Source organism: Kitasatospora sp. NPDC033851, assembly GCF_055576085.1.
On record NZ_JBVIRL010000020.1, the window covers coordinates 145,609 to 172,190 of the forward strand.

Annotated in this window: 18 protein-coding genes; 6 read left to right on the forward strand and 12 right to left on the reverse strand. The window is 75.1% G+C overall.

What is annotated here, in order from left to right:
- Positions 1-29 precede the first annotated feature (29 nt).
- Entirely contained in the window at positions 30-1,670 is a 1,641-nt protein-coding gene (lnt, locus tag ACZ51D_RS31660; RefSeq protein WP_465664200.1) for an apolipoprotein N-acyltransferase, read from the forward strand.
- Here the strand turns inward: lnt and ACZ51D_RS31665 are convergent.
- The 3 genes from ACZ51D_RS31665 to gdhA all read right to left on the reverse strand — a co-directional run bounded on the left by ACZ51D_RS31665 (position 1,646) and on the right by gdhA (position 5,111).
- Positions 1,646-2,410, reverse strand: coding sequence for a VOC family protein (locus tag ACZ51D_RS31665; RefSeq protein WP_465619885.1), 765 nt, complete (start codon positions 2,408-2,410; stop codon positions 1,646-1,648). The genes lnt and ACZ51D_RS31665 overlap by 25 nt on opposite strands.
- A gap of 267 nt (positions 2,411-2,677) precedes the next feature.
- The gene (locus tag ACZ51D_RS31670; RefSeq protein ID WP_465664201.1) at positions 2,678-3,553 is read right to left on the reverse strand and encodes an AraC family transcriptional regulator; all 876 of its coding nucleotides are present in this window, start codon (positions 3,551-3,553) and stop codon (positions 2,678-2,680) included.
- A 157-nt stretch (positions 3,554-3,710) separates the two neighbouring features.
- On the reverse strand, positions 3,711-5,111 hold the full coding sequence (gene gdhA / locus ACZ51D_RS31675) for an NADP-specific glutamate dehydrogenase (RefSeq protein WP_465664202.1): 1,401 nt from the start codon (positions 5,109-5,111) through the stop codon (positions 3,711-3,713).
- A gap of 279 nt (positions 5,112-5,390) precedes the next feature.
- Between gdhA and ACZ51D_RS31680 the strand changes: the two genes are divergently transcribed.
- On the forward strand, positions 5,391-6,086 hold the full coding sequence (locus tag ACZ51D_RS31680; protein ID WP_465664203.1) for a GTP cyclohydrolase II: 696 nt from the start codon (positions 5,391-5,393) through the stop codon (positions 6,084-6,086).
- 75 nt (positions 6,087-6,161) lie between these two features.
- Here the strand turns inward: ACZ51D_RS31680 and ACZ51D_RS31685 are convergent, their stop codons facing one another.
- From ACZ51D_RS31685 to ACZ51D_RS31700, 4 genes are all read right to left on the reverse strand, one after another.
- Positions 6,162-7,226, reverse strand: a complete 1,065-nt coding sequence (locus tag ACZ51D_RS31685; RefSeq protein ID WP_465664204.1) for a GNAT family N-acetyltransferase — start codon at positions 7,224-7,226, stop codon at positions 6,162-6,164.
- A gap of 966 nt (positions 7,227-8,192) precedes the next feature.
- Positions 8,193-8,333, reverse strand: coding sequence for a hypothetical protein (locus ACZ51D_RS31690; RefSeq protein ID WP_360489845.1), 141 nt, complete (start codon positions 8,331-8,333; stop codon positions 8,193-8,195).
- Between the two features lie 549 nt (positions 8,334-8,882).
- Positions 8,883-11,960 (reverse strand): protein kinase domain-containing protein, encoded by a 3,078-nt coding sequence (locus ACZ51D_RS31695; RefSeq protein WP_465664205.1) that lies wholly within the window; start codon positions 11,958-11,960, stop codon positions 8,883-8,885.
- Positions 11,961-12,111: 151 nt separating this feature from the next.
- Positions 12,112-13,071: an alkaline phosphatase family protein gene (locus tag ACZ51D_RS31700; protein ID WP_465664206.1), complete on the reverse strand. Its 960-nt coding sequence runs from the start codon at positions 13,069-13,071 to the stop codon at positions 12,112-12,114.
- 154 nt (positions 13,072-13,225) lie between these two features.
- Between ACZ51D_RS31700 and ACZ51D_RS31705 the strand changes: the two genes are divergently transcribed.
- Genes ACZ51D_RS31705 through ACZ51D_RS31720 form a run of 4 tightly spaced genes read left to right on the forward strand, consistent with a single transcriptional unit; the run spans position 13,226 to position 20,683 of the window.
- The gene (locus ACZ51D_RS31705) at positions 13,226-16,168 is read left to right on the forward strand and encodes an HAD family hydrolase (protein WP_465664207.1); all 2,943 of its coding nucleotides are present in this window, start codon (positions 13,226-13,228) and stop codon (positions 16,166-16,168) included.
- Positions 16,165-17,400, forward strand: a complete 1,236-nt coding sequence (locus ACZ51D_RS31710; RefSeq protein ID WP_465664208.1) for a phosphotransferase family protein — start codon at positions 16,165-16,167, stop codon at positions 17,398-17,400. Before ACZ51D_RS31705 ends, ACZ51D_RS31710 begins: the two co-directional genes overlap by 4 nt.
- The gene (locus tag ACZ51D_RS31715) at positions 17,379-19,346 is read left to right on the forward strand and encodes a glycosyltransferase (protein ID WP_465619869.1); all 1,968 of its coding nucleotides are present in this window, start codon (positions 17,379-17,381) and stop codon (positions 19,344-19,346) included. Before ACZ51D_RS31710 ends, ACZ51D_RS31715 begins: the two co-directional genes overlap by 22 nt.
- Positions 19,343-20,683: a glycoside hydrolase family 16 protein gene (locus ACZ51D_RS31720; RefSeq protein ID WP_465664209.1), complete on the forward strand. Its 1,341-nt coding sequence runs from the start codon at positions 19,343-19,345 to the stop codon at positions 20,681-20,683. The genes ACZ51D_RS31715 and ACZ51D_RS31720 overlap by 4 nt, the downstream gene beginning before the upstream one ends.
- Before the next feature lie 98 nt (positions 20,684-20,781).
- Here ACZ51D_RS31720 and ACZ51D_RS31725 read toward each other — a convergent pair whose 3' ends face one another.
- Genes ACZ51D_RS31725 through ACZ51D_RS31745 form a run of 5 tightly spaced genes read right to left on the reverse strand, consistent with a single transcriptional unit; the run spans position 20,782 to position 26,254 of the window.
- A complete protein-coding gene (locus ACZ51D_RS31725) occupies positions 20,782-21,594 on the reverse strand; it encodes a polysaccharide deacetylase family protein (protein WP_465619866.1) in 813 nt (270 codons plus the stop codon).
- Positions 21,591-22,568, reverse strand: coding sequence for a glycosyltransferase family 2 protein (locus ACZ51D_RS31730; RefSeq protein ID WP_465619864.1), 978 nt, complete (start codon positions 22,566-22,568; stop codon positions 21,591-21,593). Before ACZ51D_RS31730 ends, ACZ51D_RS31725 begins: the two co-directional genes overlap by 4 nt.
- On the reverse strand, positions 22,565-24,055 hold the full coding sequence (locus tag ACZ51D_RS31735) for a lipopolysaccharide biosynthesis protein (protein WP_465664210.1): 1,491 nt from the start codon (positions 24,053-24,055) through the stop codon (positions 22,565-22,567). The genes ACZ51D_RS31730 and ACZ51D_RS31735 overlap by 4 nt, the downstream gene beginning before the upstream one ends.
- A gap of 7 nt (positions 24,056-24,062) precedes the next feature.
- Positions 24,063-25,382, reverse strand: a complete 1,320-nt coding sequence (locus ACZ51D_RS31740; RefSeq protein ID WP_465664211.1) for a glycosyltransferase family 2 protein — start codon at positions 25,380-25,382, stop codon at positions 24,063-24,065.
- A complete protein-coding gene (locus ACZ51D_RS31745; protein WP_465619858.1) occupies positions 25,379-26,254 on the reverse strand; it encodes a glycosyltransferase family 2 protein in 876 nt (291 codons plus the stop codon). Before ACZ51D_RS31745 ends, ACZ51D_RS31740 begins: the two co-directional genes overlap by 4 nt.
- Positions 26,255-26,582: the final 328 nt, after the last annotated feature.

Genomic DNA, 26,582 nt, shown 5'->3' on the forward strand with positions numbered 1-26,582 from the left:
CTACGCCGTCCAAGCGGACAATACGGGGCATGTCGCGCCGCATCGGTCCCACCAGCCCAGCCCTGAGCACGACCCCCGCAGCCGAGGCCGGGAAAGCGGAGGACGCGGAGAAAAACGAGGAACGGGAGCAACGGGAGCAGGCTGAGCCGCGCGCGCCGCACCGGTACCGGGCGCGGCTCGGCGCACTGGCGGCCGGGGCCGTGCCGGTGCTCGCGTTCCCGGCGCCCGGGCAGGCCTGGCTCGCCTGGGTCGCCCTCGTCCCGGGGCTGCTGCTCGCGCAGCGGGCGCCGTCGGGGCGGGAGGCCGCGGTGCGCGGGTGGTGGTTCGGGGCGGGGTTCATCCTGACCGCGATGTACTGGCTGGTGCCCTCCGTCGGACCGGCGCTGCCGGTGCTCGCCGTGCTGTTCGGGGCGCTGCAGGCGCCGCTCGGGTACGCGGTGCACCGGCTGCTGCGCCCGCCGCTGACCACCCGTCGGGCGCTGCTCGCGCTGCCGGTCGTCCCCGCGGTGTGGGTGAGCACCGAGTACGCGCGGTCCTGGCACGCGCTCGGCGGGCCGTGGGCGCTGCTCGGCGCCACCCAGTGGCAGCACCCGGCGATCCTCGGACTCGCCTCGGCGGGCGGGATCTGGCTGGTCAGCGCGGCGGTGGCGGCGGTGAACACCGGGGTGCTGATCGTGCTGACCTCGGTGCACTGGCGGCCGCGGGCCGTCGCGGCCTCGGCGGCGGTGCTGGTCCTGGCCTCCGGTCCGCTGCTGTTCGCGCTGCGCGAGGCACCGGCCGGGGCCGGGGCGGTCACGGCGGCGCTGGTCCAGCCCGGCATCGTCGAGGACCCGCAGGCCCGCTTCGACGCGAGCGCCCGGGCCACCGCGGACCTGGTCGGTCAGCCGGTGGACCTGGTGGTGTGGGGCGAGAGCAGCACCACCGCCGACCTCGACCGCGACCCGGCCGCCCTGGACGCCCTGCGCCGGCTCGCCGTCACCACCGGCGCCGAGGTGATGGCCGGGGAGGACGCCCGCAAGGCGGACGGGCGGATCTCCAAGGACGCGGTGCTGGTCTCCCCGGCGGGCGTGGTGGACCGCTACCGAAAGATCCGGCTGGTGCCGTTCGGCGAGTACATCCCGCTGCGACCGGTGCTCGGCTGGATCGCCGGGGTCAGTCGGGCGGCGGGCGAGAACCGCGCGCCCGGCACCGCCTTCCACGTGCTGCCGGCCACCGACCGGACGGGCGCACCGCTGCCGGTCGGAGCGCTGATCTGCTTCGAGTCGGCCTTCCCCGACATGGCCCGCACCGCCGCGCGGGACGGCGCCCGGGTGCTGGTCTACCAGTCCTCGACCTCGACGTTCCAGCACACCTGGGCGCCCGAGCAGCACGTCTCGCTGGCGGCGATCCGCGCCGCCGAGACCGGGCGGCCGGCCGTCCAGGCCTCGCTGACCGGCGTCTCGGCGGCCTTCGACGGCCAGGGCCGGGAGCTCGCCCGGCTCGGCACCGACGGCACCGGCACACTGACCGTCCGGCTGCCGCTCACCGCGCCCGACACGCTGACCTGGTACGACCGCGTCGGCGACGTGGTGCCGGCGGGAGCGCTGCTGATCACGGCGGGGGCCGCGGTGGCGGGACGGCGCCCGCGCGCCGCCCGGCGCCCGGCTCAGCCCTCGGCGGGGGCGCGGTAGATGCCGAAGGCGGCGCCCTGCGGATCGCGCAGCACGGCGATCCGCCGACCGCCCGCCATCGAGAAGGCGGGCATCAGCACGTCCCCGCCCAGGGCCACCGCCCGGCTGACGGTGAGGTCGGCGTCGGCGCACGAGAAGTACGGCAGCCAGTGCGGCGGCACCTCCGGCGGGAAGCCCTCGTCCATCACCAGCATGCCGCCGAAGTCCTGACCGGCCAGGCCCCACTGGGTGTAGTGCTCGGAGGGCGCGACGGACCAGCCGAAGACCGCCGGGTAGAAGGCGGTCGCGCCGGCCGGGTCGCGCGTGAGCAGTTCCACCCAGCCGAGCGAGCCCGGCTCGTTGAACACCCCGGCGCCCTTGAAGGCGCCGGCCTGCCAGAGGACGAACACCGCGTGGGAGCGGTCGGCGGCCACCGCGAACCGGCCGTGGTCGCGCACGTCGGTGGGCTCCTTCAGGAGGGTGCCGCCGGCGTCCACGATCCTCGCCGCGGTGGCGTCGGCGTCGGCGACCGCGAAGCAGACCGTCCAGGCCGTCGGCTGCCCCGGCGCGTAGCGCGGGGTGATCGCGGCGACCGGGGTGTCCTTCAGGAGCATCCGGATGTAGTCGCCGTCCTCGGGGCGCCCGCCGTCGTCCTCCAGCCAGCCGAACAGCTCGCGGTAGAAGGCCCTGGCGGCGGCCGGGTCGGCGGTGCCCAGCTCGACCCAGCAGGGCGCGTCGGTGGTCACGGAGGTCTGCTTCATGGCGTCTGCTCTCCAGCTCGTTCTCGGCCCCCGGCCCTTCCCGCCCAGGATGCGGGGCGGGAAGGGCCGGGGACGGACGCTGGTGGGCCGAACGGGGGCGGGCGGAGGGCTGACGAATGACAGATGACAGATGACAGATGACAGCTGACAGATTTCGAAATCTGTCAGCTGTCATCTATTGAACGTCATCTGTCAGTTGTCAGCTGTCCACCCTCGGGCCGCCGGGAGGGCAGCCCCTCAGACCGCAGGCCGCCCGGCCGCAGCCCGTCAGCTCCGCAGAGCCCGCGACACCGGGATCCAGAGCTCCGCCTCGGCGTCGGCCGCCCCCGGGACGAAGCGGGTCTGCAGGATCTCCGGGCCCGGCCGGGCCTCGTACGGGTTGGACGGGAACCACTGGCCGGCCACGTCCCCCCACATCTCCTGCAGCGCCTGCGGGAACGGCCCGGTGTTGCGGAACACCGCCCAGGTACCGGCCGGCACCTCGAGCACGTCCAGGTCCTCCGGGACGACGACGTCCTCGCGCGCCACCACCGCGTGCCAGTAGGTGAGTTCGGACCCCTCCTCGCGGTTCGGCGAGTAGTCGTCGGTCACCGACACGATGCCGGCCGGGTCCGGCCCGGTGAGGGCCGTGATCCGCTCGACGGCCTCCTGGCCGAGCCCCTTGATGAACTCGGCGATCCCCGGGTTGACCCCCTGGTAGATCAGGGTGACCCGGGCCTTCCTGCCGACGATCCGGAAGTCCGGCTTCTCGACGATTCGGTATTCCATGCTGCTGCTTCCTTCCACGACGAGTCGGAAGGACATCCGGGGCTGGGAGGTGAGCACCGCACCGTCGCGCCGGGCCTCCCCCGGCCCGACCCCGTGCATCGCCCGGAACGCCCGGGCGAAGGCCTCGCCCGAGGTGTACCCGTACCGGACCGCGATGTCGAGCAACGTCCGCTCGCCGTCGAGGACTTCGGCCCCCGCGACGGTCAGCCGCCGACGCCGGACGTACTCCGACAGCGATATCCCGGCGAGCATCGAGAACAGCCGCCGGAAGTGGTACTCCGACGTCATCGCGATCCTCGCCAGCTCGGCCACGTCGACCTCGCCGTCCAGCTGCCGTTCGATGTGCTCCATCGCCCGGTTCAGGTGCTCCAGCATCCCAGCCCCGTCCTTCCTTGCTGATCACCGTAGGAAGGACCCACCCTGCCGTACCCGACAATCGGTGCCCGCTCCGGTCGGGTACCGATTGCCGGGTGCCGATCGCCGGTACCGATCGCCGGATGCCGATCGCCGGGTCAGCGGCGGGAAAGGCTGGTCAGACCAGGCCCTGGGCCAGCATCGCGTCCGCGACCAACTCGAAGCCCGCGATGTTGGCGCCCACCACGTAGTCGCCGGGGTGGGCGTAGCGCTCGGCGGTGGTGAAGCAGGAGTCGTGGATGTGCTTCATGATCCCGGCCAGCCGTTCCTCGGTGTGCTGGAAGGTCCAGGAGTCGCGCGAGGCGTTCTGCTGCATCTCCAGCGCGCTGGTCGCGACGCCGCCCGCGTTCGCCGCCTTGCCCGGGCCGAAGGCCACCCTGGCCTCCTGGAACACCCGCACCGCTTCCGGCGTGGTGGGCATGTTGGCGCCCTCGGCGACCGCGAGCACGCCGCTCCGCACCAGCGCGAGCGCGTCGGCCTCGGTCAGCTCGTTCTGGGTGGCGCAGGGCAGCGCGACCTCGCAGGGCACGCTCCACACACTTGATCCCTCGACGAACCGGACGTGGCTGCCGCGCAGTTCGGCGTACTCGGACACCCGACCGCGCCGGACCTCCTTGACCTCCTTGAGCAGATCGAGGTCGATGCCCTTCTCGTCCACCACGTAGCCGGAGGAGTCGGAGGCGGTCAGCACCGTCGCGCCGAGCTGCTGCGCCTTCTCGATCGCGTAGAGCGCGACGTTGCCGGAGCCGGAGACGACCACCCGGCGTCCGTCCAGGCTCTCGCCGCGGCTGTGCAGCATCTCGGCGGTGAACAGCACGCAGCCGTAGCCGGTGGCCTCGGTCCTGACCTGCGCGCCGCCCCAGCCGAGGCCCTTGCCGGTGAGCACGCCGGACTCGTAGCGGTTGGTGATCCGCTTGTACTGGCCGAAGAGGTAGCCGATCTCGCGGCCGCCGACGCCGATGTCTCCGGCCGGCACGTCGGTGTGCTCACCGAGGTGGCGGTGGAGCTCGGTCATGAAGGACTGACAGAACCTCATGATCTCGGCGTCCGAGCGGCCCTTGGGGTCGAAGTCGGCGCCACCCTTGCCGCCGCCGATCGACAGCCCGGTGAGCGCGTTCTTGAAGATCTGCTCGAAGCCGAGGAACTTGACGATGCCGAGGTTGACCGAGGGGTGGAAGCGCAGCCCGCCCTTGTACGGGCCGAGGGCGCTGCTGAACTCCACCCGGAAGCCGCGGTTGACGTGGATGTCGCCGGAGTCGTCCGTCCACGGCACCCGGAACATCAGCTGCCGCTCGGGCTCGCAGATCCGCTCGATGATCCGGGCGTCGAGGAGTTCGGGCCGGTGGGCGAGCACCGGGGCCAGGGTCTCCAGCACCTCGTGGACGGCCTGGTGGAACTCCGTCTCGCCCTTGTTGCGGCGGACCACGTCCGCGTAAAGGGCCTCGACCGCCCGCTGTTCGGCGTCGAAGCGCGGCCGGATCGCGGTGTCGGGGGTGGAGGCGGGGCGGCTCATGGGCATCTGATCAGGACCTTCCGTCGTTGTCGGTGGTCGTGCGCGGGCGTTCCCGTGCCCAGGAAACGGGGGAAGTCTCGCAGTGTCCACCCCCTCGTCCACGCGCCATCCACATGGTGGAAGCCGGCGGGGAACGGTCGCGGGAACAGACGGGGCGGGGCGGGTGTTCTGCGCCTCGTGATCGCGGCGGGCACCGTCGGCATCCAGTTGTTCAAATTGGAACTACCGAGTACGGTCGACATCCGATCCAGCCCGGTCCACCCCTGATCGACGGAGGCCCGTTCCATGCCGCTGCCCGGCCCCACCACGGTGCGTTCGCGCGTGCGCATCCCGCTGACCTTCCCCGACGGCTACCGCGCCGAGGCGGAGGTCTTCACCTTCCACGGCCTCGCCGACGGCGCCGAGCACCTCACACTCGCCCTCGGCACGGTCCCCGAAGGCGGGACGCCGCTGGTGCGACTGCACTCCGAGTGCCTGACCGGGGACGTCTTCGGCTCGGACCGCTGCGACTGCGGGCCGCAGTTGCGCGAGGCGGTGGAGCGGATCAGCGAGGCCGGCGGGTACCTGCTCTACCTGCGCCAGGAGGGCCGGGGCATCGGGCTCTACAACAAGCTCGACGCGTACGCCCTGCAGGACTCCGGGTTGGACACGTACGACGCCAACACCGCGCTCGGCCTGCCCGAGGACGGCCGGGACTACACCGCCGCCGCCCAGATGCTCACCGCGCTCGGCGTCACGGACGCGACGGGCGCGACGGACGCGACGGGCGCGACGGGCGCGACGGGCGCGACAGATGGGACAGGCGGCATCGACCTGCTGAGCAACAACCCGGACAAGGCGGCGCAGTTGGCCGACCTCGGGATCACCGTGCGGCGCCGGGTGCCGACGGGCGTACACCTGTCGGCGAGCAACGTCCGGTACCTGACGGCGAAGGTGGAGCGGACGGGGCACTCGATCGAGCTCTCCCGACTGGTCGGCTGAACACCCTGCCCGAGAACGGCCGGTCGCCCGAGCATCCCGCCCCAAGGCGAAGCCGGCCGGCAGCGGTTCCGGCCGTCAGGCGTCGCGGAACCCGATGGCCCGTTTCACTACGCCGCGCAGTCGGCGGTCCGCTGCCGTCAGCGGCAGGCGCTCGCGGTAGTAGGCCGGGGAGGACACCGGCCGTGCGCCGAAGCTCTGCTTGAACGCGGCCAGCGAGGAGTCGGGCCGGGCGTCGCCCATGTCGTAGACGAGGCTCCCGGCCGCGCACGCGTCCTCGACGGCGAGCCGGTGCAGGAGGTGGTTGGCGTGGACCGGATGCGCCAGGCGCCGGTCCATCGCCCCACGCCAGTACTTGGTGTGGGTGCCGTGCCGCAGCACCACGATCGCGGCGGCCGGCTCCCCGCCGCAGCTGGCCAGCCAGATCGCGCAGGAGGCGCCGAAGCGCTCCGCGACCGCTTCCAGGAGGCGCGGCGGTTCCTCCCGCCGATGGCGCCAGCGGGCCAGGGCCAGCGGCTCGTGCTGCTGTTCGGCCCAGCGGGCGACCGACTCCTGGTGGAGACGCCGGAACTGCGGCACCAACCGCCCGCCCCGGCCCACCTCGACCTGTACCTCCGCGCGTTCGGCCTGCCGCACGCCGCGGCGCACCTGAGGGCGGAAGCTGTGGGCCCACACCTCCTCGAAGCCGCCCGCCAGGTCGAGGAGGTAGGTGGTGCGGTCGAAGGCCGCGAAGGCGTCCGGGACGGTCGCGTTCCAGACCGCGGCGGACCGGGGGTCGAACCGTACGGCGACCCGCAGTGCGGGGCGGTCCGCGAGATCCTCGAAGACGAGCCGGGCCTCCCGCGGGTCGGGTGGTCCGTCCGGCACGACGGCGCCGCCGACACCCCACCCGGGCCAGGACTCCTCCGCCAGCAGGCGGGTGGCCCAGCCGCGGCGGCGAACCAGCGGGACGAGGACCTGCCGCCCGCCGTCGAACCGGTACAGCCGACTCGCGTCCGCCAACGGCCGGGCGTCGCAGAGGCAGTCGAGCCAGGTCGGTGTCTGCGTCACCAGCGCTCCGTCATCGCGCTCGATCAGTTCCCACCACAGCTCGCGCGGTGCCGGACTGGTCACCTCGACACCGGCGGGAGGCGTCCTGGGCATGGCACGGTCGCTCCTCTCCGGTGAGTCCGCCAGCCCCCGCTTTCCAGGCTAGGTGCGCCCGCGGACCCCCGCCCGACCTCGGCGCGCTCCCCCATCCCGGCGCACTCCCCCGCCGCGGCCGGGCGCCGACCGGGTGGCGGGTCATAAAATGGGCGGGCTGGCCCATACCGGCTCCGGGCCGCGTCCGAGCCCGGGAGGCCGAGGACGGGAGCTGCTGGTGGTGAGCAACGGAGCCCGCGCGTCGGCCGCCGTCGTCCGATCGCTGCGATCGCGGGGCAGGGCGGTCCTCACCTCCGCCGGGCGCTACGACCCGTTACTGCGCAACGCCCATCTGCTCACCCTCAGTTCGCTGTTGACCTCACTCTTCGGCGCCCTGTACTGGGCACTCGGCGCCCACTGGTACAGCCCGGCCACCGTGGGCCGCAACTACGCCGCGGTCTCCGCGATGATGTTCCTCGGCGGGGTGGGGCAGCTGAACCTCGCCAACGCCATGGTCCGTTTCGTGCCCTCCGCCGGGCCGCGCACCGGGCGGCTGGTGGGGCTGGCCTATCTCGCGGCCTCGCTGGTCACCCTGGTCTTCGCCGCCGGGCTGGTGCTGCTGATCCCGGTGCTCTCACCCGGGCTCGGGTTCCTGCGCACCTGGGGGCTGGGCCTCTGCTTCGTCGTGGCGACCGCCGGCTACGCGATCTTCAACCTCCAGGACGGCGTCCTCACCGGCCTTCGGCGAGCGGACTGGGTGGCCCTGGAGAACGGGCTCTTCTCGATCGAGAAGATCGGGCTGCTGGTCGTGTTCGCCGCCGTCGGTGCGCAGAACGGGATCCTCCTCTCCTGGATGGTCGGCATCGCGCTCGCGCTCGTCGTGACGAGCGCCTTCATCTTCGGCCGCGCCCTGCCCCGGCACGAACGGGCCGCGCCCACGGCCGGCGCGGACACCTCGAGGCCGACCTTCGGCTACATCTCCGCGGACTACGTGGGTGCGATGTGCTGGCTGGCGGCGGTCAACCTGCCCCCCGTGATCGTGCTCAACCGCCTCGGCGCCGCCGACAGCGCGTACTTCTCACTGGCCTGGATGGTGCCGTTCGCGCTGTACTGCTTCAGTTCCAACATGGGCTACTCGCTGGTCGTGGAGTCCGCCCGGGACATCACCCGGCTCGACGACTACCGGCGGGTGCTCCGGCACTCCGGCCGGGTGCTCGTGGCGGCGGTCGTGCTGCTGATCGCCGTCTCGCCGTGGGTGCTGCGCCTGTTCGGCGCCGGGTACGCCCGCCACGGCACGGTCGTCCTGTGGCTGCTCGCCCTCTCCGCGCTGCCGAACCTGCTCAACACCACGGTCGTCGCGCTGTCGCGGGCCCGGCGCCGGATGGGCGTCGTGGTCGGCGTGCTCGCCGGGCTCTCGCTCGTGGTGCTGGCGCTGACCGAATTGCTGCTGCCGGTGCTCGGCATCACCGGCGCCGGCGCGGCCTGGCTGATCGGCCAGACCCTCGTGGCGGCCGTACTGCTCTGGCGCCGCTCCTGGTGGCTGCCCGCCCCGCCGCGCGGGCGTCACGACCCGGCCCCCGGAGGGCCCCACCCCGCGGAAAGCCCCGCACCTCAGGACGGCCCCGCACCTCACGAGGGCCCCATGCCCCAGCGACCGGCGCCCCAGCGGCCGGCGCCTCAGCGGCTCCCGCCTCCGCGGCCGGCCCGCAGGACGGTGCGCCGGATGCCGAGGCAGGCGAGCGGCAGGGCGATCAGGAGGGCGGCCCAGAAGGCGCTGTGGCCCCACAGGTCCGCGATGCCGCCGTACAGCGGCTCGGCCATGGGGATGCGCAGCGCCTCCAGCGGGCCGAGCGGCGGGGGCACGGCGCCGAGCAGCAGCGTGCCGAGCAGCCAGAGCGCGAAGAGCCGACGGGCGGCCACGGGCCGGGCCAGCGTGGCGGCGGCCGACAGGGCGGCCAGCAGGACGGTGAACCCGGCCTGGTACGCGGCCCCGACCCGGCCGGTGCCCCAGGACTCCGGCGTGGGGTGGTGCCCGGTGGCGGCCAGTCGCACCTCGACGGTCGCCCAGAGCAGGACGACCAGGACGAAGGTGCTGCCGAGCGCGAACCGGGCGCGTTCGCGGACGCCGGCGCCGGCCGGCCCCCAGTCCCCCTCGGCGGATCCGGGCCCGCCCGTACCGGCCCGGGTGGTTCCGCCGGCGGGCCTGGAGCGGCGGGCGAGGCGCCGCCACTGTTCGGCGGTCCGCTCCCGGGCGGTCCGGGCCGTCCGCATCAGCCGGGCGGCGCGCTCGGCCAGCACCAGGGCCACGACGATGCCGACGGCGGCCACCACCCCGGACCAGCTGCCCATGCCGCCCTCGAACGTGACCACCCGGTCGGCCACGGCCGGCGGCGGTTTGAGCACCGTCATCGGCGGCCCCAGCCGCAGGTAGCCGATCGCCCCTGCCCCGGCCGCGGCCAGCGCCAGCGTCCCCCGGCCGACCCTGGCGGGGAACGCGACCAGGATGACGGCGGCGGCCAGGGCCGCACCCAGCTGCGGGGTCACCCACCGGGCCGCCTGGTCGCCGGCGGTGCGCAGCCGGTCGCCGAGGAGGCCGTTCGGCAGGATCTTCAGCTGGTTCCCGGCATCCACGCTGATCCGCGCGAGCGAGCCGGCCCAGAGCAGCAGCGCGAGGGCGACGAGCAGCAGCAGGGCCGCGGCCGTCTGGCGTGGCAGCGCGGTCCGCGCGTTCGCCCACCAGATGCGGGCCCGGGGTGCCAGCCAGGCCCGGAGCCGCCCGGCCAACGGTGCGGCGCCGCCCGTCTGCCCGGCCGGGCCGCCCTGCCCGGCGGTGGCGCGCCTGGCCCGCAGCGCCTCGGCGGCGACCAGGGTCGCGCAGCCGGCGACCGTCCCGGGGTCGGCGCGCACCGCGCGGCGGCGCAGCGCGGACCAGCGGCGGCGCACCCCGGCCGCCGGCTCCTGGCGTGCGGCGGCGGACACGGCGGCCCAGCCGGCCAGCGTCATGTCTGCCACGACCGCCGCGACCACGGCCATCACGGCCGACACCCGCCAGGACAGCGGCAGCCGGTGCAGCGCCGCGGGCAGCGGGGAGAGCCGGCCCAGCAGCCGCGGGTGCTCCTCGTGCTGGACGGTCAGCCAGACGGCCAGCCGGTACGCCTCGGCCCGCTCGTCGGCGCTCAGCCCGTCCCCGGTGCGGCGGCCGCCGCCGAGTTCCCGGGCGGCCCGGTCCGTCTCGAGCACGACCTCCGGAACGCGGGCGAGCGCGAGCAGCCGCCCGCAGTGCTCGCCCTGACACTCCGGGTGGTCGCAGTCGTAGCGGGCGGCGATGGCCGGCACGGAGGCGGCGAGCAGCTCGTCGACGAAGGCGACGGCGTCCGGCCCGGCGGCGACCCGGGTGAGGCCGGCCGAGTCGATCGGGCGCTCGCGGTAGACCGGGGTGGCGAAGGGCGCGAAGGCGGCGCCGAAGGCGAGGACTGCGAGGGCGGCCGCGCCGGTCCGCCGGGCGCCCCGGGCGCTGTCGACCGCGCGGAGGTAGTGCAGGTCGAAGAGGGTGTCCCGGACCTCGTCGCGCAACCAGACCAGCAGCTGCTGCGCACCGCCGTCGACCAGCCACTCGGCCGCCTCGCCGGAGCGGTTCAGCATGCTCCAGGCCAGCACGGACGGGGCGTGGTACGGGTCGCCGAGGAAGGTGACCGGCCGGTGGACGTAGCCGCCCGCGGCGCCCCCGGCGGGCGCCTGGGGACGCACCACGGCCGGGTTGCCGCCCGCCAGCCAGCCGGTGACCTGCTGGGCCCGCCAGCGGTGAGCGGGGTTCCTGGTCAACAGGCCCTGGAGCAGCAGCAGTCGGCGCGGATCGGCGACGGCGGAGAGGTTGACCCCCTCGCCGAAGACCAGGTCGTACTGCAGCACCTCGTCGCTCACCAGGTAGCCGTCCGCGTCCAGGTAGTGCGGCCGGCCGGTGAACAGCTCGTACAGCACGTTGCCCAGGCCCCACCACGGCCCGGCCGGGTGGTTGGCGCCGGCCAGCTGTTCGGGGGCCATGTAGGCGATGGTCACCTGCATCTCGGACGAGAAGCTGCGGCTGGCGGTGAGCCGGGCGACGCCGCCGAAGTCCGCGATCACGAACTCCCCGGGGCCGGCGCCGGGCCGCACCAGGATGTTGGAGGGCTTGAAGTCCACCGGGTTGCGTTCGATCCGCCGCTGCCAGAAGTCGAGCATGGCGACGAGTTCGCGGACGATGTCCTCGGTTTCGCGCGGGTCGGCGTGCCGGCGCTGCTCGCTCAGGGCGGCGATGCGGTCGGCGAGGGTGACCGGGAGGTACTCCATCGCCACCCAGTCGCAGCCCGTCCCGGCGTGCTCGACCCGGCCGTAGTCGATGATCTGCGGCGCGTGCCGCCGGTAGGCCTCGTCGCGCAGGTGCTCCAGCAGTTCGGTGTCCATGGCCTGGCCGGACCGGGTGACCTTCACCGCGGCGTCCCCGCCGCCGTCCAGCCGCCGGACGTGCCAGACGGTGCCCTCGGAGCCCGAGCCGGCGACCTTGTACGGCTCGTACCGGTCCAACAGGGCCGCGGGGAAGGCACCGCCGAAGTGGCCGCCGCGTGCGGGCGCGGGGCGGCGGGTGACGGTCCCCGGGACGGCGTCGCGCGGCGTCGGGACCGCGGTCGGCGCGTCCGGGCCGGCCCGGAACCGCCTGAGCCGCGAGGGCGGGCCGGGTGTCGGGGCGTCCTCACGGCGGCCCCAGGGCCGCCGGTCCACCCGTGTGCGTGGTCCCGCTTCCGTCGGCGCGCCGTCGGCCATCCTGTCGTTCCCCCTCCAGCCGGCCCAACCTTGACTCGTCATCATGTCGCAGGCGCACGGGGATGGTTGCCGAGTTCGACCGCTTTCGCCCGGCCCCGTGGCCAAGCCGTTATCCGCCCCGCGACCAGATGTCCCCGATCGGCGCGGCGTCCGCGGCGGCGCCGGTGGGCGGCAGGCCGTAGGCGTCCTCCAGGGTGCGCAGCAGCCGGTAGTGGTCGATCCGCTCGTCGTAGCTCCCGGGCCTGACCTGCGCGCCGACGACGACGGTCGGGATCCGGTTGCCCTGGTCGTTGTCGTCCTCGTCCCACGTGACCACCAGCAGGCTGTTGTGGGTGCGGGCCCAGTCGGCGTAGCCGGCCAGGTTGTCCCGCAGCCAGGTGTCGCCCTGCTGGACGGAGCCGTCGTGCATGTCGTGGGTGAGGTCCGGCACGACGAACGACAGGGTGGGCAGCGCGGCGTAGTCGTGCGGGAAGGCGGAGAACGGCAGGTTGACCTCGGACGGCAGGGCGGCGAAGTCCACCCACGGATTGTGCCTGCGGGCGTACCCGCCGCTGTCGCAGCCGGTGTAGCCGGCGCTCGGCAGGCCTTCGGAGTACCCGGCGAAGGTGAGGCCCGCGGTGAGCAGCGCGGAGCCGAGGTTGGCCGCGGAGAAGGTCTTCGGGCAGGAGTCGTCGGTGACGCCCTGCACCGAACCGGAGAAGAGGGCCAGGTAGTTGGGCTGGCTCGGGTGCGTCACGGCGAACGAGCCGGTGAAGCTCGCGCCCTGCCCGGCGAGCTGGTTGATGAACGGCGCCTCGGCCGTCCTTCCGATGACGTCGGAGTACGACCGGTTCTCCTCGACCACCACCACGACGTGGTCGGGGCGCGGCACTGCGGCCGCGCCGGGCACGGACGTCGTGGAGGGCCCGGACGTCGCCGAGGGCACGGACATCGCGGAGGGCGCGGAGCCGGCGGAGCCGCCCGGGGCCGCGCACCCCGTCACCAGCAGGACGAAGACGGCCACCGCCGCTCCGGCCGCCCCGCCCGTACGGCGGCGGCGCCCGGGGCTCCGGCTGCCCACAGTGGTCACACCATCCAGCCTGGCCGCCCGGAGCGGGAGCGGCAACGTCTCCGGATGACCCAGGGGGCAGCCGGGGCGCCGGATGCCTAGAGTGGGAAGGAATAGCGACTGCACGGCCCCGGGGGCGCTGTCTCCTCCCTCGGGAGCTCACGGGAGTCCACGAATGAACGATGCGCAGACCGCGGCGGGCGACGGAGCGCGAGCACCGGTGGACCTGCACCTCACGGTGCCGGAACTGACCGACCGCCTGCTCGGGTGCGCCGCGGATGGACAGTGGCCGGACGCCTTCCTGGTGAGCGCCGGACTGGTCCAAGTGGTCGAGGACGTGCTGGAGGGCACCGCGTGGCGGCCCCGTCGGCTGGTGGAGCACCTGGCGAAGAGCGGCCGGCCCGGCGCGGTCGGGGCGGCCCGGGGCGGGCTGCGGGCGGCGACCGGGCTATGGCTGGCCGCCCCGCCGGCGCGCGGCCTGCGTGCCTGGTGCGACGGAATGGCCGCAGTGCGCGACCGCCTCGCCCTGCGGGCGCTCCACCCGGGCCCGGTGGCTGGGGACCCGCACGCCGAACTGGCCGCCGCGGTGGCCGGGCTGGCCCGGCTGCCCGGGGCTCGCCGGCTGCTCGCCGGGGCGGTGCAGCGCCCGCCCGCCTGCTTCCGCAGCTTCGACCAGCACCCGCAGGACTGCGCCGCACTGGCCCGGCTGGTCACCGCCCGCCACCCGGACCGGAACCGCCCGGTGCTGGTCCTGGGCGTGCGCACCTCGGGCAGCTACCTCGCACCCCTGCTCGCGGCGGAACTGCGACGGCTCGGCCACCGGTCGGTGACGGTCGGCACCACCCGTCCGGGCTCGGCGCTGGTGCCGGGGCGGACGGCGCTGGTGCGCGACCTCCGGCGCAGGGCCGGCCTGGTCCTGCTCGTCGACGACCCGCCGGTGACCGGCGGCTCCCTGGCGGGCCTCGCCGCATCGGCGGTCCGCCGCGGCTTCGAGGCCGCGGCAGCCGTCCCGGTCCTCGCGACCTTCGACGACGCCGGCGAACTGCCTCCGGCCCTGCGCGGTCTGCCGTGCGTGACGCTGCCGGGCCGTGACTGGCACGTCCGGACGCTGCTCGCCCCCGAGGCCCTGGCCCCGCTGCTGGCCCGGCTGCTGCCGCCCGGGCAGCGGCTGCTGGACCTGACGGTCGGCGCCCCGGGGCCCCTCTCCCGCCACGGCCACCTGTCCGTGCCGTGCTCGGCCCGCGTGGCCGAGCCGGACGGCGGCGTCCGGAGCCTGCCGCTGCTCGCCGAGTGGACCGGCGTCGGCTACTTCGGGGCGTACGCGCCGGCGGTGGCCGGGGCGCTCGCCGGGCTGGTCCCGGAACCGCTCGGCTTCGCCGGCGGCGTGCTGGTCCGCCCCCGACCGGAGAACGGACCAGCGGACGGACCAGCGGACAGACCGGCGCGCGAACCGGCGGACGGGCAGAGCGTCCCGTCCGCGGAGGTCGCCCGGTACGTGGCCGCCCGGCAGCGGGTGCTGGCCGTACCCGCCGACCGGAGCCTGTGGCTGGCCGGGCGCGACCCGGTCTGGGAAGCCTCCGCCCGCCAGCTCGCGCCCGTCTTCGGACGGCTGCACACCGTGCTGCGCCCGGTCCTGCTGGACCCGCTGACCCGCACCCTGCTGGCCTCCGGCCGCCCCTGTGTGACCGACGGCCTCACCGCGCGCCATCGCTGGATGCCCGACGGCGCCGGCGGCTGGTGGAAGACCGCCTACGCCGACGGGGCCTTCGGCCACCTCAACCTCGCCAGCTACGACGCCGCCTACGACCTCGCCGCCTGTCACCTCGCCGGCGCAACCGGTCCGGACGACGCGCAGGCCCGGTCGGCGCCGGACGACGACGACACCGAGCTGCTCATCGAGTACCGCCGGCTCACCGGGGAGGAGGTGTCCGCCGCCCGGTGGTGCCTGCTGCGGCTGGTCCAGGCCCGGCACGCCGCCCTCCAGGACGGTCGGCCGCCCTCCGAACGGACCCGGGCCGATGCCCGGCGGGCCCAGGCCCGCGCGGTGCAGCGGTTCCTCGCCGGCCTCTACCTCGCGGATCTGGACGCCGAGCCCCGGGGTCCGTGCTGCGTCCTCGACCTGGACGGTGTCCTGGAGTCCGACGTCCTCGGCTTCCCCGCGTCCGCCCCCGCGGGCATGCTGGCGCTCCGCGCGCTGCGCGCCCACGGCTACCGCACGGTGATCGCCACCGGGCGCTCCGCCCCCGAGGTCGCGGACCGCTGCGCCGCCTACCGGCTGCCCGGCGGGGTCGCCGAGTACGGGGCGGTCCTGGTCGACGCGGTGGCCGGCACCACCGAGGTCCTGCTCGACGACGGGCGCCGCCGGATCGGTGACGGCGGGCTGCGCGGCCGGCTGGGCGCCCTGGACCCGCCCGCCGTCACCGACCCGCTCGCCCGCTGGTGCGTGCGCGCCTCCGTCCGCGCGCCGGAGAACGGCCGACGGCACGCACTGGCTCCGGAGGTCGTCGCCGCCCTCCTCGGCGAGGCGCCGTTCGGCGAGCTCTTCGAAACCGTGCCGGGCCAGGCCCAGACCGACTTCGTCCCGCGCGGCGCCGGGAAGCTGGCCGGAACGCGCGCCCTGCTGGCCCGGCTCGGGGACGGCGGCCCGCCCGCGCTGGCGGTCGGGGACGGCGTCGCCGACGTGGGCCTGCTCGGCTGGGCCCGACGCGGCACCGCTCCGGCCAACGCGGAGCCGGCGGTCCGGGCCTCGGGTGTTCCGGTGGCCCGGCACGCCTACCAGGCCGGGCTCGCCGACGCGGTGGGCGGTCTGCTCGGGCACCGGCCGGGCGCCTGCCGGCTCTGCCGGGCGCCGCGCCCGCCCGCCGACGCCCGCGCACTGCTCGCCCTCCTGGCCGTACCGGAGGCCGGCCGGGCCGGGGCGCCGCTGCGCCTCGCCCGCCTCGCCGTCCGGGCCGCACAAGCCGCCCGCAGCGCACCGGCCGCGCGGGCATCACAGGCCGCACAGACCTCAGAGACCTCAGAGACCTCACCGACCGCCCGTAGCGTCCGCACCGTCCGTGCCGTCCGGGCCGCGCACAGCGCTGCGGCCGCGCCGACTCGCCGGGGCCCGACCAGATGAGCCGCGCGGTGCAGCGGCTGGACCGCGCCCCCGAGCCGCCCAGGTCGCGGGTCCGGTCCCTGCTGGCCGCCGCCCGCCGGTACGACCCGCTGCCGCCCTCCCCCCGGGCCCTGCTGCCGCTGCGCAGCCCCCGGCCGGTATACCGCGTCACCGACGGGTGGAAAGCCCGCCGGATCGCCCGCCGGCTGGGTCTGGACGACGGCTGCACGCTGCGGCCCGGGGCCCCCGGACTGGCCGACGTCCTGGTGCTCTCCCTCGACCCGCCGGGCGACACCACGGGCAACACGCCGGGCGACACCACGGGCAGCATGCCGGGCGGCACCACCCGCGACACCCCCGGCCGGGCCCGGCTGGCGGTCAAGCACGCCCGGAACAGCCACGCGGTCGCCTCGCTCGACCACGAGTGGCGGGTGCTGGAGACGCTGGCCGCCGACGACCGGCTCGGCGCCTGGCGCGCCCTCGTCCCGGTCCCGGTCCGCCGGGAACTGACCGGACCCCTGCCGCTGATCACCGAGAGCTGGCTGCCCGGGACCACCGCCGACCGGCTGCTGCGGGAGGACCCCGGCTTGGACGGCGAGGTCGCCGAGCGCGCGCTCACGGCCATTGCCGGACTGCACCGGGCCACCGGACGAACCGAGACCGCCACCGAGCGGCTGGCGGCCTGGGTGGACGATCCGCTGGACGTGCTCGGCACCGGCATCCCCTGGTGCCGGACCGGAACCGGGACCGCCGGACTGGCCGGCGTCCGCGCCCGGCTGCGTGCCGGCCTGGCCGGCACCGATACCACCGTCGCCTGGACGCACGCCGACTTCCACGCGGGCAACGTCCTGCTCGACGAGCGGGGCGGCCGGGTCACCGGTGTGATCGACTGGGGCGGGGCCCGGCCGGACGGCCCCTGCGCCATCGACGCCTACACCTTCGTGCTCGCGCTGATCTGCCGCCGCGAGGGCCGCCAACTCGGAAGCACCGTCCGCGAGGTGGTGCGCCGCGGGGCGCTGCCCGGCCCGGACCTCGCCCTGATCGCCGGCACCCGCGCCGACCTGGTGGACCTGCGCCGGGGCGGCCCGGCCGGATCGCCGGACGGCGCCGTGCTGCCGCTGCTGACCTGGCTGTGGCACATCGTCTCGAACGTCACCAAGTCCCCCCGCTACGCACGCAGCCATTGGTGGGTGGCCCGCAACGTGACCCCGCTCCTGAAGGAGGCCGCCACATGGCCGGCAACCCGGCCGTGACGCCGCTGTCGGCGCCGAGGCCGCGCCCGCCCACCGGGTCGGCGGGAAGCCGCCCCCGGTGGTACGCCCGCCTGCCCACCCTGGCGCCCCGCGTACTGCTGCCGGTCTCCCTGGTCATCTGGCTGGTGTCGCTGCGCAACGTCGACCTGGCCCGGATGGGCGACCTCGGCCTGCTGCAGGTGCTGCCCGTCCTCTACTGGGTCGCGGCGGGCCTGCTGACCGCGGGCTTCGTGCTCGCCCTGCGGGACCGCAGCCTCGGTTCCTGGTGGCTCGTCTCCTACGTCCTGGGCCTGATCGCGGTCATCCACGCCACGCCCACCCTGCTCTACGCCAACCTGCGGTACCCCTGGGCCTGGAAGCACGTCGCGGTGATCGACGCGATGCTCCGCCACGGCGGCCCCGTCCCGCACGCCGGCCTGCTGGACCCGTACAACCAGTGGCCCGGGTTCTTCATCGTCAACGGCCTGCTGCTGCGGGCCACCGGCCTGCACTCGGCGCTCGGGTACGCGAGCTGGGGCCCACCGCTGTTCAACGCGCTGCTGCTGGCCCCGCTGCTGCTGCTCTACCGGGCGATCAGCTCCGACCGAACGCTGGTCTGGGGGGCGGTCTGGGTCTACTTCTCCTGTTCCTGGGTCGGCCAGGACTACTTCTCCCCGCAGGCGTTCGCGCTGGTGCTGTACCTCGCGGTGATCGCCTCGGTGGTCCACCGGCTGCCCGACCGGCCCGTCCCCCGCACGCCCGGCCCGGGCCCGCCCGGCGGGTCGCACCGGTCCGCGGCGCCCGGGGCGGCGGACCGCGGCGTCCAGGCCGGCGGATGGGGGCCGGTCCGGCTGCCGATGGTCCTGGTGCTGGAGGCCGCGATCATCTGCTCGCACCAGCTCACCCCGCTGATGCTGATCAGCTCGCTGGCCGCGCTGGCGGTGCCGCGCGGCAACCGGCGGGTGGTCCTGCCGCCGCTGCTGGCCGCGGTGGCGATGACGGTGGTGTGGGACGCCACGGTGGCCCGCCCGTACCTGTCGGCCAACCTCGGCCAGTTCGCCCGGGCGCTCACCACCCCGGACTCCAACGTCACCTCCGGGTTCGCCAACCTCGGGGTGGTCTCGCCGGACCAGCTGATGGTCGGCTGGATCGACCGGGGGCTGTCGGCGGCGGTGGTCCTGCTGGCGGTGATCTGCTTCGTCCGCCGCCCCTGGGTCCGGCGTACCCCGCTGCCGTACCTCGCGCTGGCCCCGCTGCCGCTGTTGGCGGCCAACAGCTACGGCGGCGAGATGCTCTTCCGCGCCTACCTGTTCGCGCTGCCCGCCTGCGCGTTCCTGCTCGCCGCGCTCGTCCTGCGGCCCACGCCTCGGCCGCGGCTGCGGTCGGCCTGTTCGCTGGTCCTGTTGCTGGCCCTGCTGGGCGGCCTGTTCTTCGGCTACGACAGCAAGGAGCGGATGAACTGGTTCACCGACCGTGAGGTCGCCGCGACGAAGCAGTTGTTCGCGGCCGCGCCACCGTACTCGGTGGTGGTGTCCGTGACCGGGGCTGTGCCGGGGATCTACAACCACTACGAGGACCACCCCGAGGTGCGGCTGGTCGAGACGACGGGGCAGACCAGGGAGCTGTTGACGGAGGATCCGCTGGGCGGACTGGAGGCCGCGGTCAGCTTCACCCATCCGGGTGTGCCCGCGTACGTGGTCCTGAGCCGGGCCCAGGCCGCCGAGTGCTCGCTCACCGGCCTGCTGCCCGCCGACACGGTGGACCGACTGACCGACGTGCTCGCCCGGACCCCCGGCTTCGAGCTCGTCTACGGCAACGCCGACGCCGTGGTCTACCGGTTCGTCCCCAACCCGCTGCCCACCCAGGCCCCCGGCCTCGGCCGGCCCCCCGCCCGATCGCCCGCCCCGCCGCCCGTCCAGCCCCCCGGGCAGGCCTCCGTCCACGTCCAGCCAGGAGGCGGCCCATGAACGGCAACCCGTCCGTGAACGACGCCCGGATCGGCTGGGCGCTGGCCCTCTCCGGCTGGGTGGCCCTCGCCGTCTACACGCTGGCCGACGCCAACCCCGTGCGGGTGGCGGTGAGCAGTGTGTTCCTGCTCTGCTGCCCGGGGCTGGCGGCGGTGCGCTCGGCCCGACCGCGGCTGGCCGCGAGCGGCGCGCCGATGGGGAGGCTGGAGGCCTGGGTGCTGACGGTGGCGCTGAGCCTGGCCATCGACACGGTGATCACCATGGCCTTCTACCTGACCGGCGGGTTCATCAGCGGCTGGGCGCTGGCCGCGACGGCCGGCGCCACCACGCTGTTGGCGCTGCCGCTGTGCCTGCCGCGCGGCGGTCGGCCCCCGGGGCGCGGCGCGCGGGCCCGGAAGCGGAGCACGCCGGACGCCACGGACCCGGCCTCGAAAGACCCGCCCTCGAAAGGCCGGACCACGAAGCACCGGCGCAGGCGGCGGGGGGCGGGCGGGGCCGCCGTGGCGGGTCTGCTCCTGGTCGCGGCGTGCACCGGCGGCACCACCACGGCGCCGCCGGCCACGGACAGCGGCGGCGGCGGATCGGCCGGCCCCGACGCGGGTCCGGCGGCCCCGGTGGCGCCCGGCTCCTGGCACCTGGTCTTCAACGACGCCTTCGACGGCGACCGGCTCGACCCCGCCAAGTGGACCACCTGCTACGACTGGAACCAGGACGGCTGCACCAACGCCGGCAACCACGAGCTGGAGTGGTACCGCCCGCAGCAGGTGACGGTGGGCGGCGGCAGCCTGGCGCTGACCGCGAACAGGTCGCCCACCACGGGCAGCGACGGCAAGAGCTACCCGTGGACCTCGGGCATGGTCTCCACCGGCCGGGACTCCTGGAACGGGCAGCCGCGGCACACCTTCACCCACGGGTACTTCGCCGCCGCGGTGCGCATCCCGCCCGAGGCCGGCATGTTCCCGGCGTTCTGGCTCCTCCCCGCCTCCCGCACCACCCCGCCGGAGCTCGACGTCGCGGAGTTCATCTCGACCACCCAGTACGTCCAGATGACCCTGCACCACGCCGGGCCGAACGGCGAGGACCTGGACCAGTGGGAGCGGTACGGCCCGGAGAACTTCCCGGCGGGCTACCACGTGTTCGCGCTCGACTGGGAGAGCAACTCGCTCACCTGGTACGTCGACGGCGTCCAGCGCTACCAGGTGACGGATCCCGACAAGGTCCCGGACGTCCCGATGGAGCTGCTGCTCAACCTGGCCGTCGGGTACCCGAGTTCACCGCCGCAGGACGTCACCTCGGCGCGGATGACGGTGGACTGGGTCCAGGTCTGGCAGCACTGATCCGGCAGCGCCGAATCCGACACCATCGAGCCCGGCAGCGCCGAATCCGACAGCGCTGAATCCGGCAGGACCGAGCCGCTGTCGCGGACCACGCGCGTTCAGGCCGACGGCGGCCCGCCCACCGGACGGCCGAACGCGGCCCGGCCACGGCGGAACGCCCGCCACCCCCTGGTCCGCAGCCGCTCCGGGTACGGCGCCACCGGGGCGCCACCGCCGTCCACCCAGCCCTGGAAGACCTCGACCGAGGTGTCCGCGCGGACCATCAGCCGGGAGATCCGCAACGGCTCGTCCCCCTCCGAGCTGAAGGCGTTGCCGACCGCGCAGGCGGACGTCCAGCCGGCCTTCTGGACCTTGCGGCGCACCGGGACGCTCGAATAGCCGTGGGGGTAGGCGAACGCGGTGACCTGGTGGCCCACCGCGTTCTCCAGCTCCCACTTGCAGCCCCTGACCTCCTCCCAGACCTGCCGGCCGCGCTGCGTGTCCAGCTGGGGGTGGGTGCGGGTGTGGCCGCCGATCTCGACGCCGAGGGCGTCGAGGGTGGCGACCTGGCGCCAGGTCAGCATCGGAGCCGGCGGCAGCCGGCTGCCCTGACCCGGGTGTCCGGGGATGTGCACGGCCCCCGTGGTGACGAACAGGGTGGCCGACAGGTCCCGTTCGCTCAGCATCGGGGCGACCGTCCAGTAGAAGTCGGCGAACCCGTCGTCGAAGGTGAGCACCGCGCAGCGCTCCGGAAGCGGGGGTCCGCCGCGCAGCGCCGAGACCAGCCGGCGCAGCGGGATGACGCTGCGTCCCCCGGCCAGCAGCCGGTCGAGCTGCTCGGCGAAGACCCGGGGGGTCACCGTGTAGCGGGCGATCCAGTCGGGCGGGTCGTCGGAGACGGAGTGGTAGAGCAGTACCGGCACGGGGGTCATGGCGCGCCCCCCGCGACCGCCGGGCTCACCTCTCCGTCCGGGCGGGCCCAGGACCGGGCGGACCACGCGGCGGTGAGCCGTCCGACGCCGTAACCGAGCACGGTGAACGCCACGCCCCCGGCCAGGGCGAGGAGTTCGCGCGGATCGGCGGCGGCGGGCCGCAGACAGCGGGCCAGGGCGGCCGGGACGGTCGAGGCCAGGTAGCGGCGCTCGCTCGCGAGCGCCGCCCGGGCGCCGCTGTGCCGGGCCACGACGGCCTTGGAGCGGCCCTCGGCGTAGCAGCGGGCACGGTAGTAGGCCCAGGTGGCCCGGCCCGCCGGGACGTGGTGGCGGACGGCGGCGGCGGGCTCGTAGAGCAGGAGGGCCCGGGGGTGCCGTTCGGCCAGACGCAGGCACAGTTCGGTCTCCTCGCAGCCGAGCGGGCGGGTGCCGACGCGTCCGAGGTCCGTGCGGAAGCCGCCGGCGGCGAGGAGCTCGGCGCGGCGGAAGGACATGTTGGCGCCGATGAAGTTCCGCACGGTGGTCCGGTGCTCGGGCAGGCCGCGGTAGGAGCAGCCGACCACCCAGTCGAACTCGGCCGGGAACCAGGACGGACGGCCGTCGTCCCAGCGCGGCACGACGAGGCCGCCGACCCCGTACACGTCCGGGTCCCGGTAGGGGGCGAGCAGGTGGGTGGTCCAGTCCGGCTCCGCGGCGGCGTCGTCGTCGAGGAAGGCGACGACCTCGCACCCGGCGGCGGCGACGCCGGTGTTGCGGGCGCCGGAGAGGCCGTTGCGGTGGCGGTTGGACAGCACGCGGACACCGGGGAACGCCGCCCTGGCCCGGCGGGCGAGCTCCGGGCAGTGGTCGCAGACCAGCAGGATCTCGTCGGGGGGCCGGTGCTGGGCGTGCAGCGAGCCGATCGCGGCGCGCAGGTCGTCCCAGCGGTCGAGGGTGTAGGCGCAGACGATGACGGACAGTCCCGGGGTGTTCACGGCCCTCTCCGTTCGGGGGTCGGAAGCCAGCGCGGCAGGGTGCACAGCAGCGGGACGGCGAGCACGGTGGCCGCGATCAGCCAGGCCAGGCCGACGCCGACGAGGCCGAACCGCGGCAGCAGCCAGGCCGTCAGGCCGAGGACCAGAGCGCAGTAGGCCCCTTGCAGGCCGATGATCAGGCCCAGTCGCTGCCGGGCCCGGGCCGTGTCGACGGCGACGCTGACCAGCAGGTTCGGCAGGGCGGACAGGGCCAGCAGGCGCAGCACGGCGGTGCCGTGGTCGTCGTACTCGTCGCCGAACCAGGACAGCAGCCACGGCGCGGCCACGACGGTGACGAGCACGCCGGCCGCGATCAGGGCGCCGGCGTGCCGCAGCACCCGGCGTCCGTGCTCGGCGAGCCGCCCGGGGGCCCGCGCGGCCTCGACGATCAGTGAGCTGCCCATGTTGAGGGCCACGAGGTAGAAGGTGTACGCGATCACCCAGGGGAGCGAGTAGTAGGCGATCTGCTCCGGCCCGAGGGTGTTCAGCACGTACAGCGGCACGACGGTGGCGGCGGCCAGCCGCAGCAGGGCGCCGACGTAGTCCGCGGTCGCGTAGCGGGCGAGCCGGGGCGCGGCCGGGCCGTCCGGGCCGTCCGGGCCGTCTGAGCCGCCTGAGCCGCCTGGGCTGGCTGGGCTGGCTGAGCCGTCCCGGCCGGTGACCCCGGGGAGCAGTCGGCGGAACAGCAGCAGGTTGGCGACGGCGAGGGCGACCAGCAGGGCCCCGGCCCAGGCGAGCACGATCCCCACGTGCAGCGCCCAGCCCGCGAGAGCGGCCAGCAGCACGATCTTGACGGCCGCGAACAGCGCGTTCTCGCCGAGGACCCAGCCGGGCCGGCGGAGGCCGGTCAGCGCGCCGTCCTGGAGGACGAAGAGCGTGTAGCCCGCGGTCATGGCGACGAAGGCGACGGCGGGCGCCGGGCTGCGCAGGAAGCCGAGGCCCGGGGCGATCACGGGCACCAGCCCGATGAAGACGCCGCCGACCACGATGTTGGCGGCCGTGGCGACCAGGTAGCAGCGGATCAGCAGGCCGCGGGTACGCCGGCCGGCGGCGGGCAGGAAGCGGACCAGGACGTCGGCGAGGTTGAGCTGGCCCACTTCGGAGAGCAGCGTCGCCGCCGAGAGCACGGCGTAGCCGAGGCCGACGTACTGCGCGCCGTACCAGCGGGTGGCGAGCATCCAGAAGACCGCGCCGAGGCCGGCGGTGACGATCGAACTGGCGGTCAGCACATGGCCGTTGCGCAGCAGCGGCTCACCGGCGGTGGCCGCCCGCAGCCGGGCCCGCAGCAGGGTGGCGTACGAGCACTCGCAGGGCAGCGGCAGCGGACAGGAGCAGGGCCGGCTGCCCCGGTCGGGCGCCGTGGCGTACGTCACGGTGGGCGCCGCGGTGGGCGCCGCGGTGGGCGTCACGGGCGTCGCGGACGTGGTGGGCTTGGTGGGCGCGGACACGGCGGGCTCACCCTGTCACCCGTGCGCCGGCCCGGGCGCGGCGGACGCTGCGCGCGTACCCGACCGGACCGTACAGCAGCCCCTGGAGCTCCAGTCGGGCCAGGCGCCAGGTCGGGCAGCGGCCCGCCGCACCACCGGGGTCCGGCCGGGTGCGGGCGCGGTGGGCCGCGTAGCGGAGGCCGCCGGGCAGGCGGCGCAGCAGGGCGGGCAGCATGGCGGGTTCGTGGTGCAGGGCCGCCGTGAGGTAGGCGCCGAAGCCGGCTCCGTAGCCGAAGGCCTGGGCGGGCACCGCGTCCATGGTGCGCCGGTGGCGGTGCCAGACGATGGCGTCGGGCGCGTAGGCGAGGGCCTGGCCGGCCATCAGGATGCGGAAGAAGGCGAGCAGGTCGTCGCCGCCGCGGGCCGGGGTGCCGGTGCCGGTGGCGGGGTCGAAGCCACCGAGGGCGCGCAGGCGCGCGGTGCGGAAGGCCATGTTGGCCCCGGAGCCGAAGCGGCCGGCGGCGAACGGGAAGAGCGGGTCGGTGTGCCGGTCGGCGAGGGTCCAGGTGCGGGCAGCGAATCCCTTGGCGAAGCAGCCCTGGTGCTCCAGCGCGACCTGGGCGGGGGTGTCGAGCTCGGCGGGCAGGATCAGGCCGGTGACGCAGCCGATCCGCTCGTCCTCGGCGAAGGTCTGGGCGAGCGCCTCGATCCAGCCGGGGTCGGCGAGGGTGTCGTCGTCGGTGAAGGCGGTGATCTCGCCGGTGGCGGCGGCGAGCCCGGTGTTGTGGGCCCGGGCCAGGCCCGCCACCGGCTCGCGCAGGTAGCGGACCCGGCCCCGGTACCGGTCACGGATCAGCCGTTCGGCGGCGTCGTCGGCGGGGGCGTTGTCCACGACGATGACCTCGAAGTGCGGATAGCCGTTCCGCAGCAGGGAGTCGAGGCAGAGTCGCAGCAGACCCACCCGGTTGTGGGTGGCGACGACCACGCTGACCGTGACCGGGCCCGCAGGCACCCGGGCGCGCCCGACCCGACCGGGGCGCGCCGCGGGTGTCGCGGTGGACAGAGCGGGAACACGCAGTTCCCGGTGGGCGGCGTCGACCAGCGCCCGGCGCAGCGCGGCGCTCTCGCCCGCTGCTCCGGTGGCCGTGACCAAGCCGAGCGGGTGTCCGTGCAGCCGCACCAACGCCAGCACGCGGCCGGCCGGGTCGCCGGCCCCGAGACCGCCGGGCGAGCGCAACTCGCCGGGCTCGTCCAGGTCCAGTTCGACGACACGGACGGGGGTGCGGAGCGAGTCGCGGGCGGCGGGGCGCGGGCAGGCTGCTGCGGTGCGCCGGTCGGTGCCACTCATCGGTTCTCCCCTGCGGGGACGGCCGCCGAGGGCCGGGCGCCGGGACGCTCGGCAATCAGGGTCCTCAGCACCCGGCGGCCGTCGGAGACGGCGTGCAGGTGGGATCGGCCGCTGCGGCGGGGGAGCTCCAGGCTCGGCACTTCGGCGATCCGCAGCCCGGAGCGCAACGCGTGCGCGACCATCTCGGCCTCGATCTCGAAGCCGGTGGAGCGCAGGTCGAGCGCGTCCAGGAAGGAACGGCGGAAGGCGCAGTAGCCGTAGCACAGGTCGGTGAGGCGCGCGTCGTAGACGCGGTTGACGACGGCGAGCAGGGCCCGGTTGCCGAGCGAGCGGATCCTGGTGAGGTCCAGCGAACCGCCGCCGGCGATGCAGCGCGAGCCCTTGACGAAGTCGAAGCCGTGGTCGAGGAAGTGCAGGTAGTGGGGGATCTCGCCGGGCCACATGGAGCCGTCGGCGTCCATCATGACGATGTACTCGCCGGCGGCTGCGGCGAACCCGGTACGCAGCGCGTTGCCCTTGCCGGGGCCGCTCTGCTGGACGCTGCGGACGGTCGGCAGGCAGTGTCGGGCCATCGGGACGGTCGCGTCGTCGGACGCGCCGTCGACCAGGATGACCTCGTCGACGCAGCGTGGGATCTGCTCGAAGACCCAGGCGATGTTGCGGGCCTCGTTCTGGGCGGGGACGACCAGGCTGACCGTGTGGGTGGTGGCGACGCCGTCGCCGGCCCGGCGCATCGGGCGGTGCACGGTGACGCGGTCCTCGGCGCGGCGGCGCGGGTGGCGGTCCCCGTTGAGGTCGGGGGGCCGTCCGGCATAGGGGTACCGGACGACGTCGGGGTACCGGACGGCATCGGGGGGCAGGGTGGGGCTCATCGTGAGCGGCCTCTCGGGGGGAGGCGGGGGCAGGCGCCGGGCACGGCGCGGCCCTTGCGGTGTGACGAACGGGCGGCGGGCGCGGACGGATACGCGCGGGCCGAGCCCGGAGGGAAGCCCGTCGAGGGGCTGCCGAAACGTTGAGGGCGCTGTGGCGGCCGTGTGGGGGGTGCGCACCGCCGGGCCCTCCCGGCGCCTCGGGCGCCGGTCGTACGAACTGGCTGATGGACTACCGCACCTACGGGTGCGGGCTATGCCAGGGCCTCATCGTCTGTCGGTACGGACAGTCACGTCAAGGGGTCTTTGTCCGATTTTTACCGTAACTTCC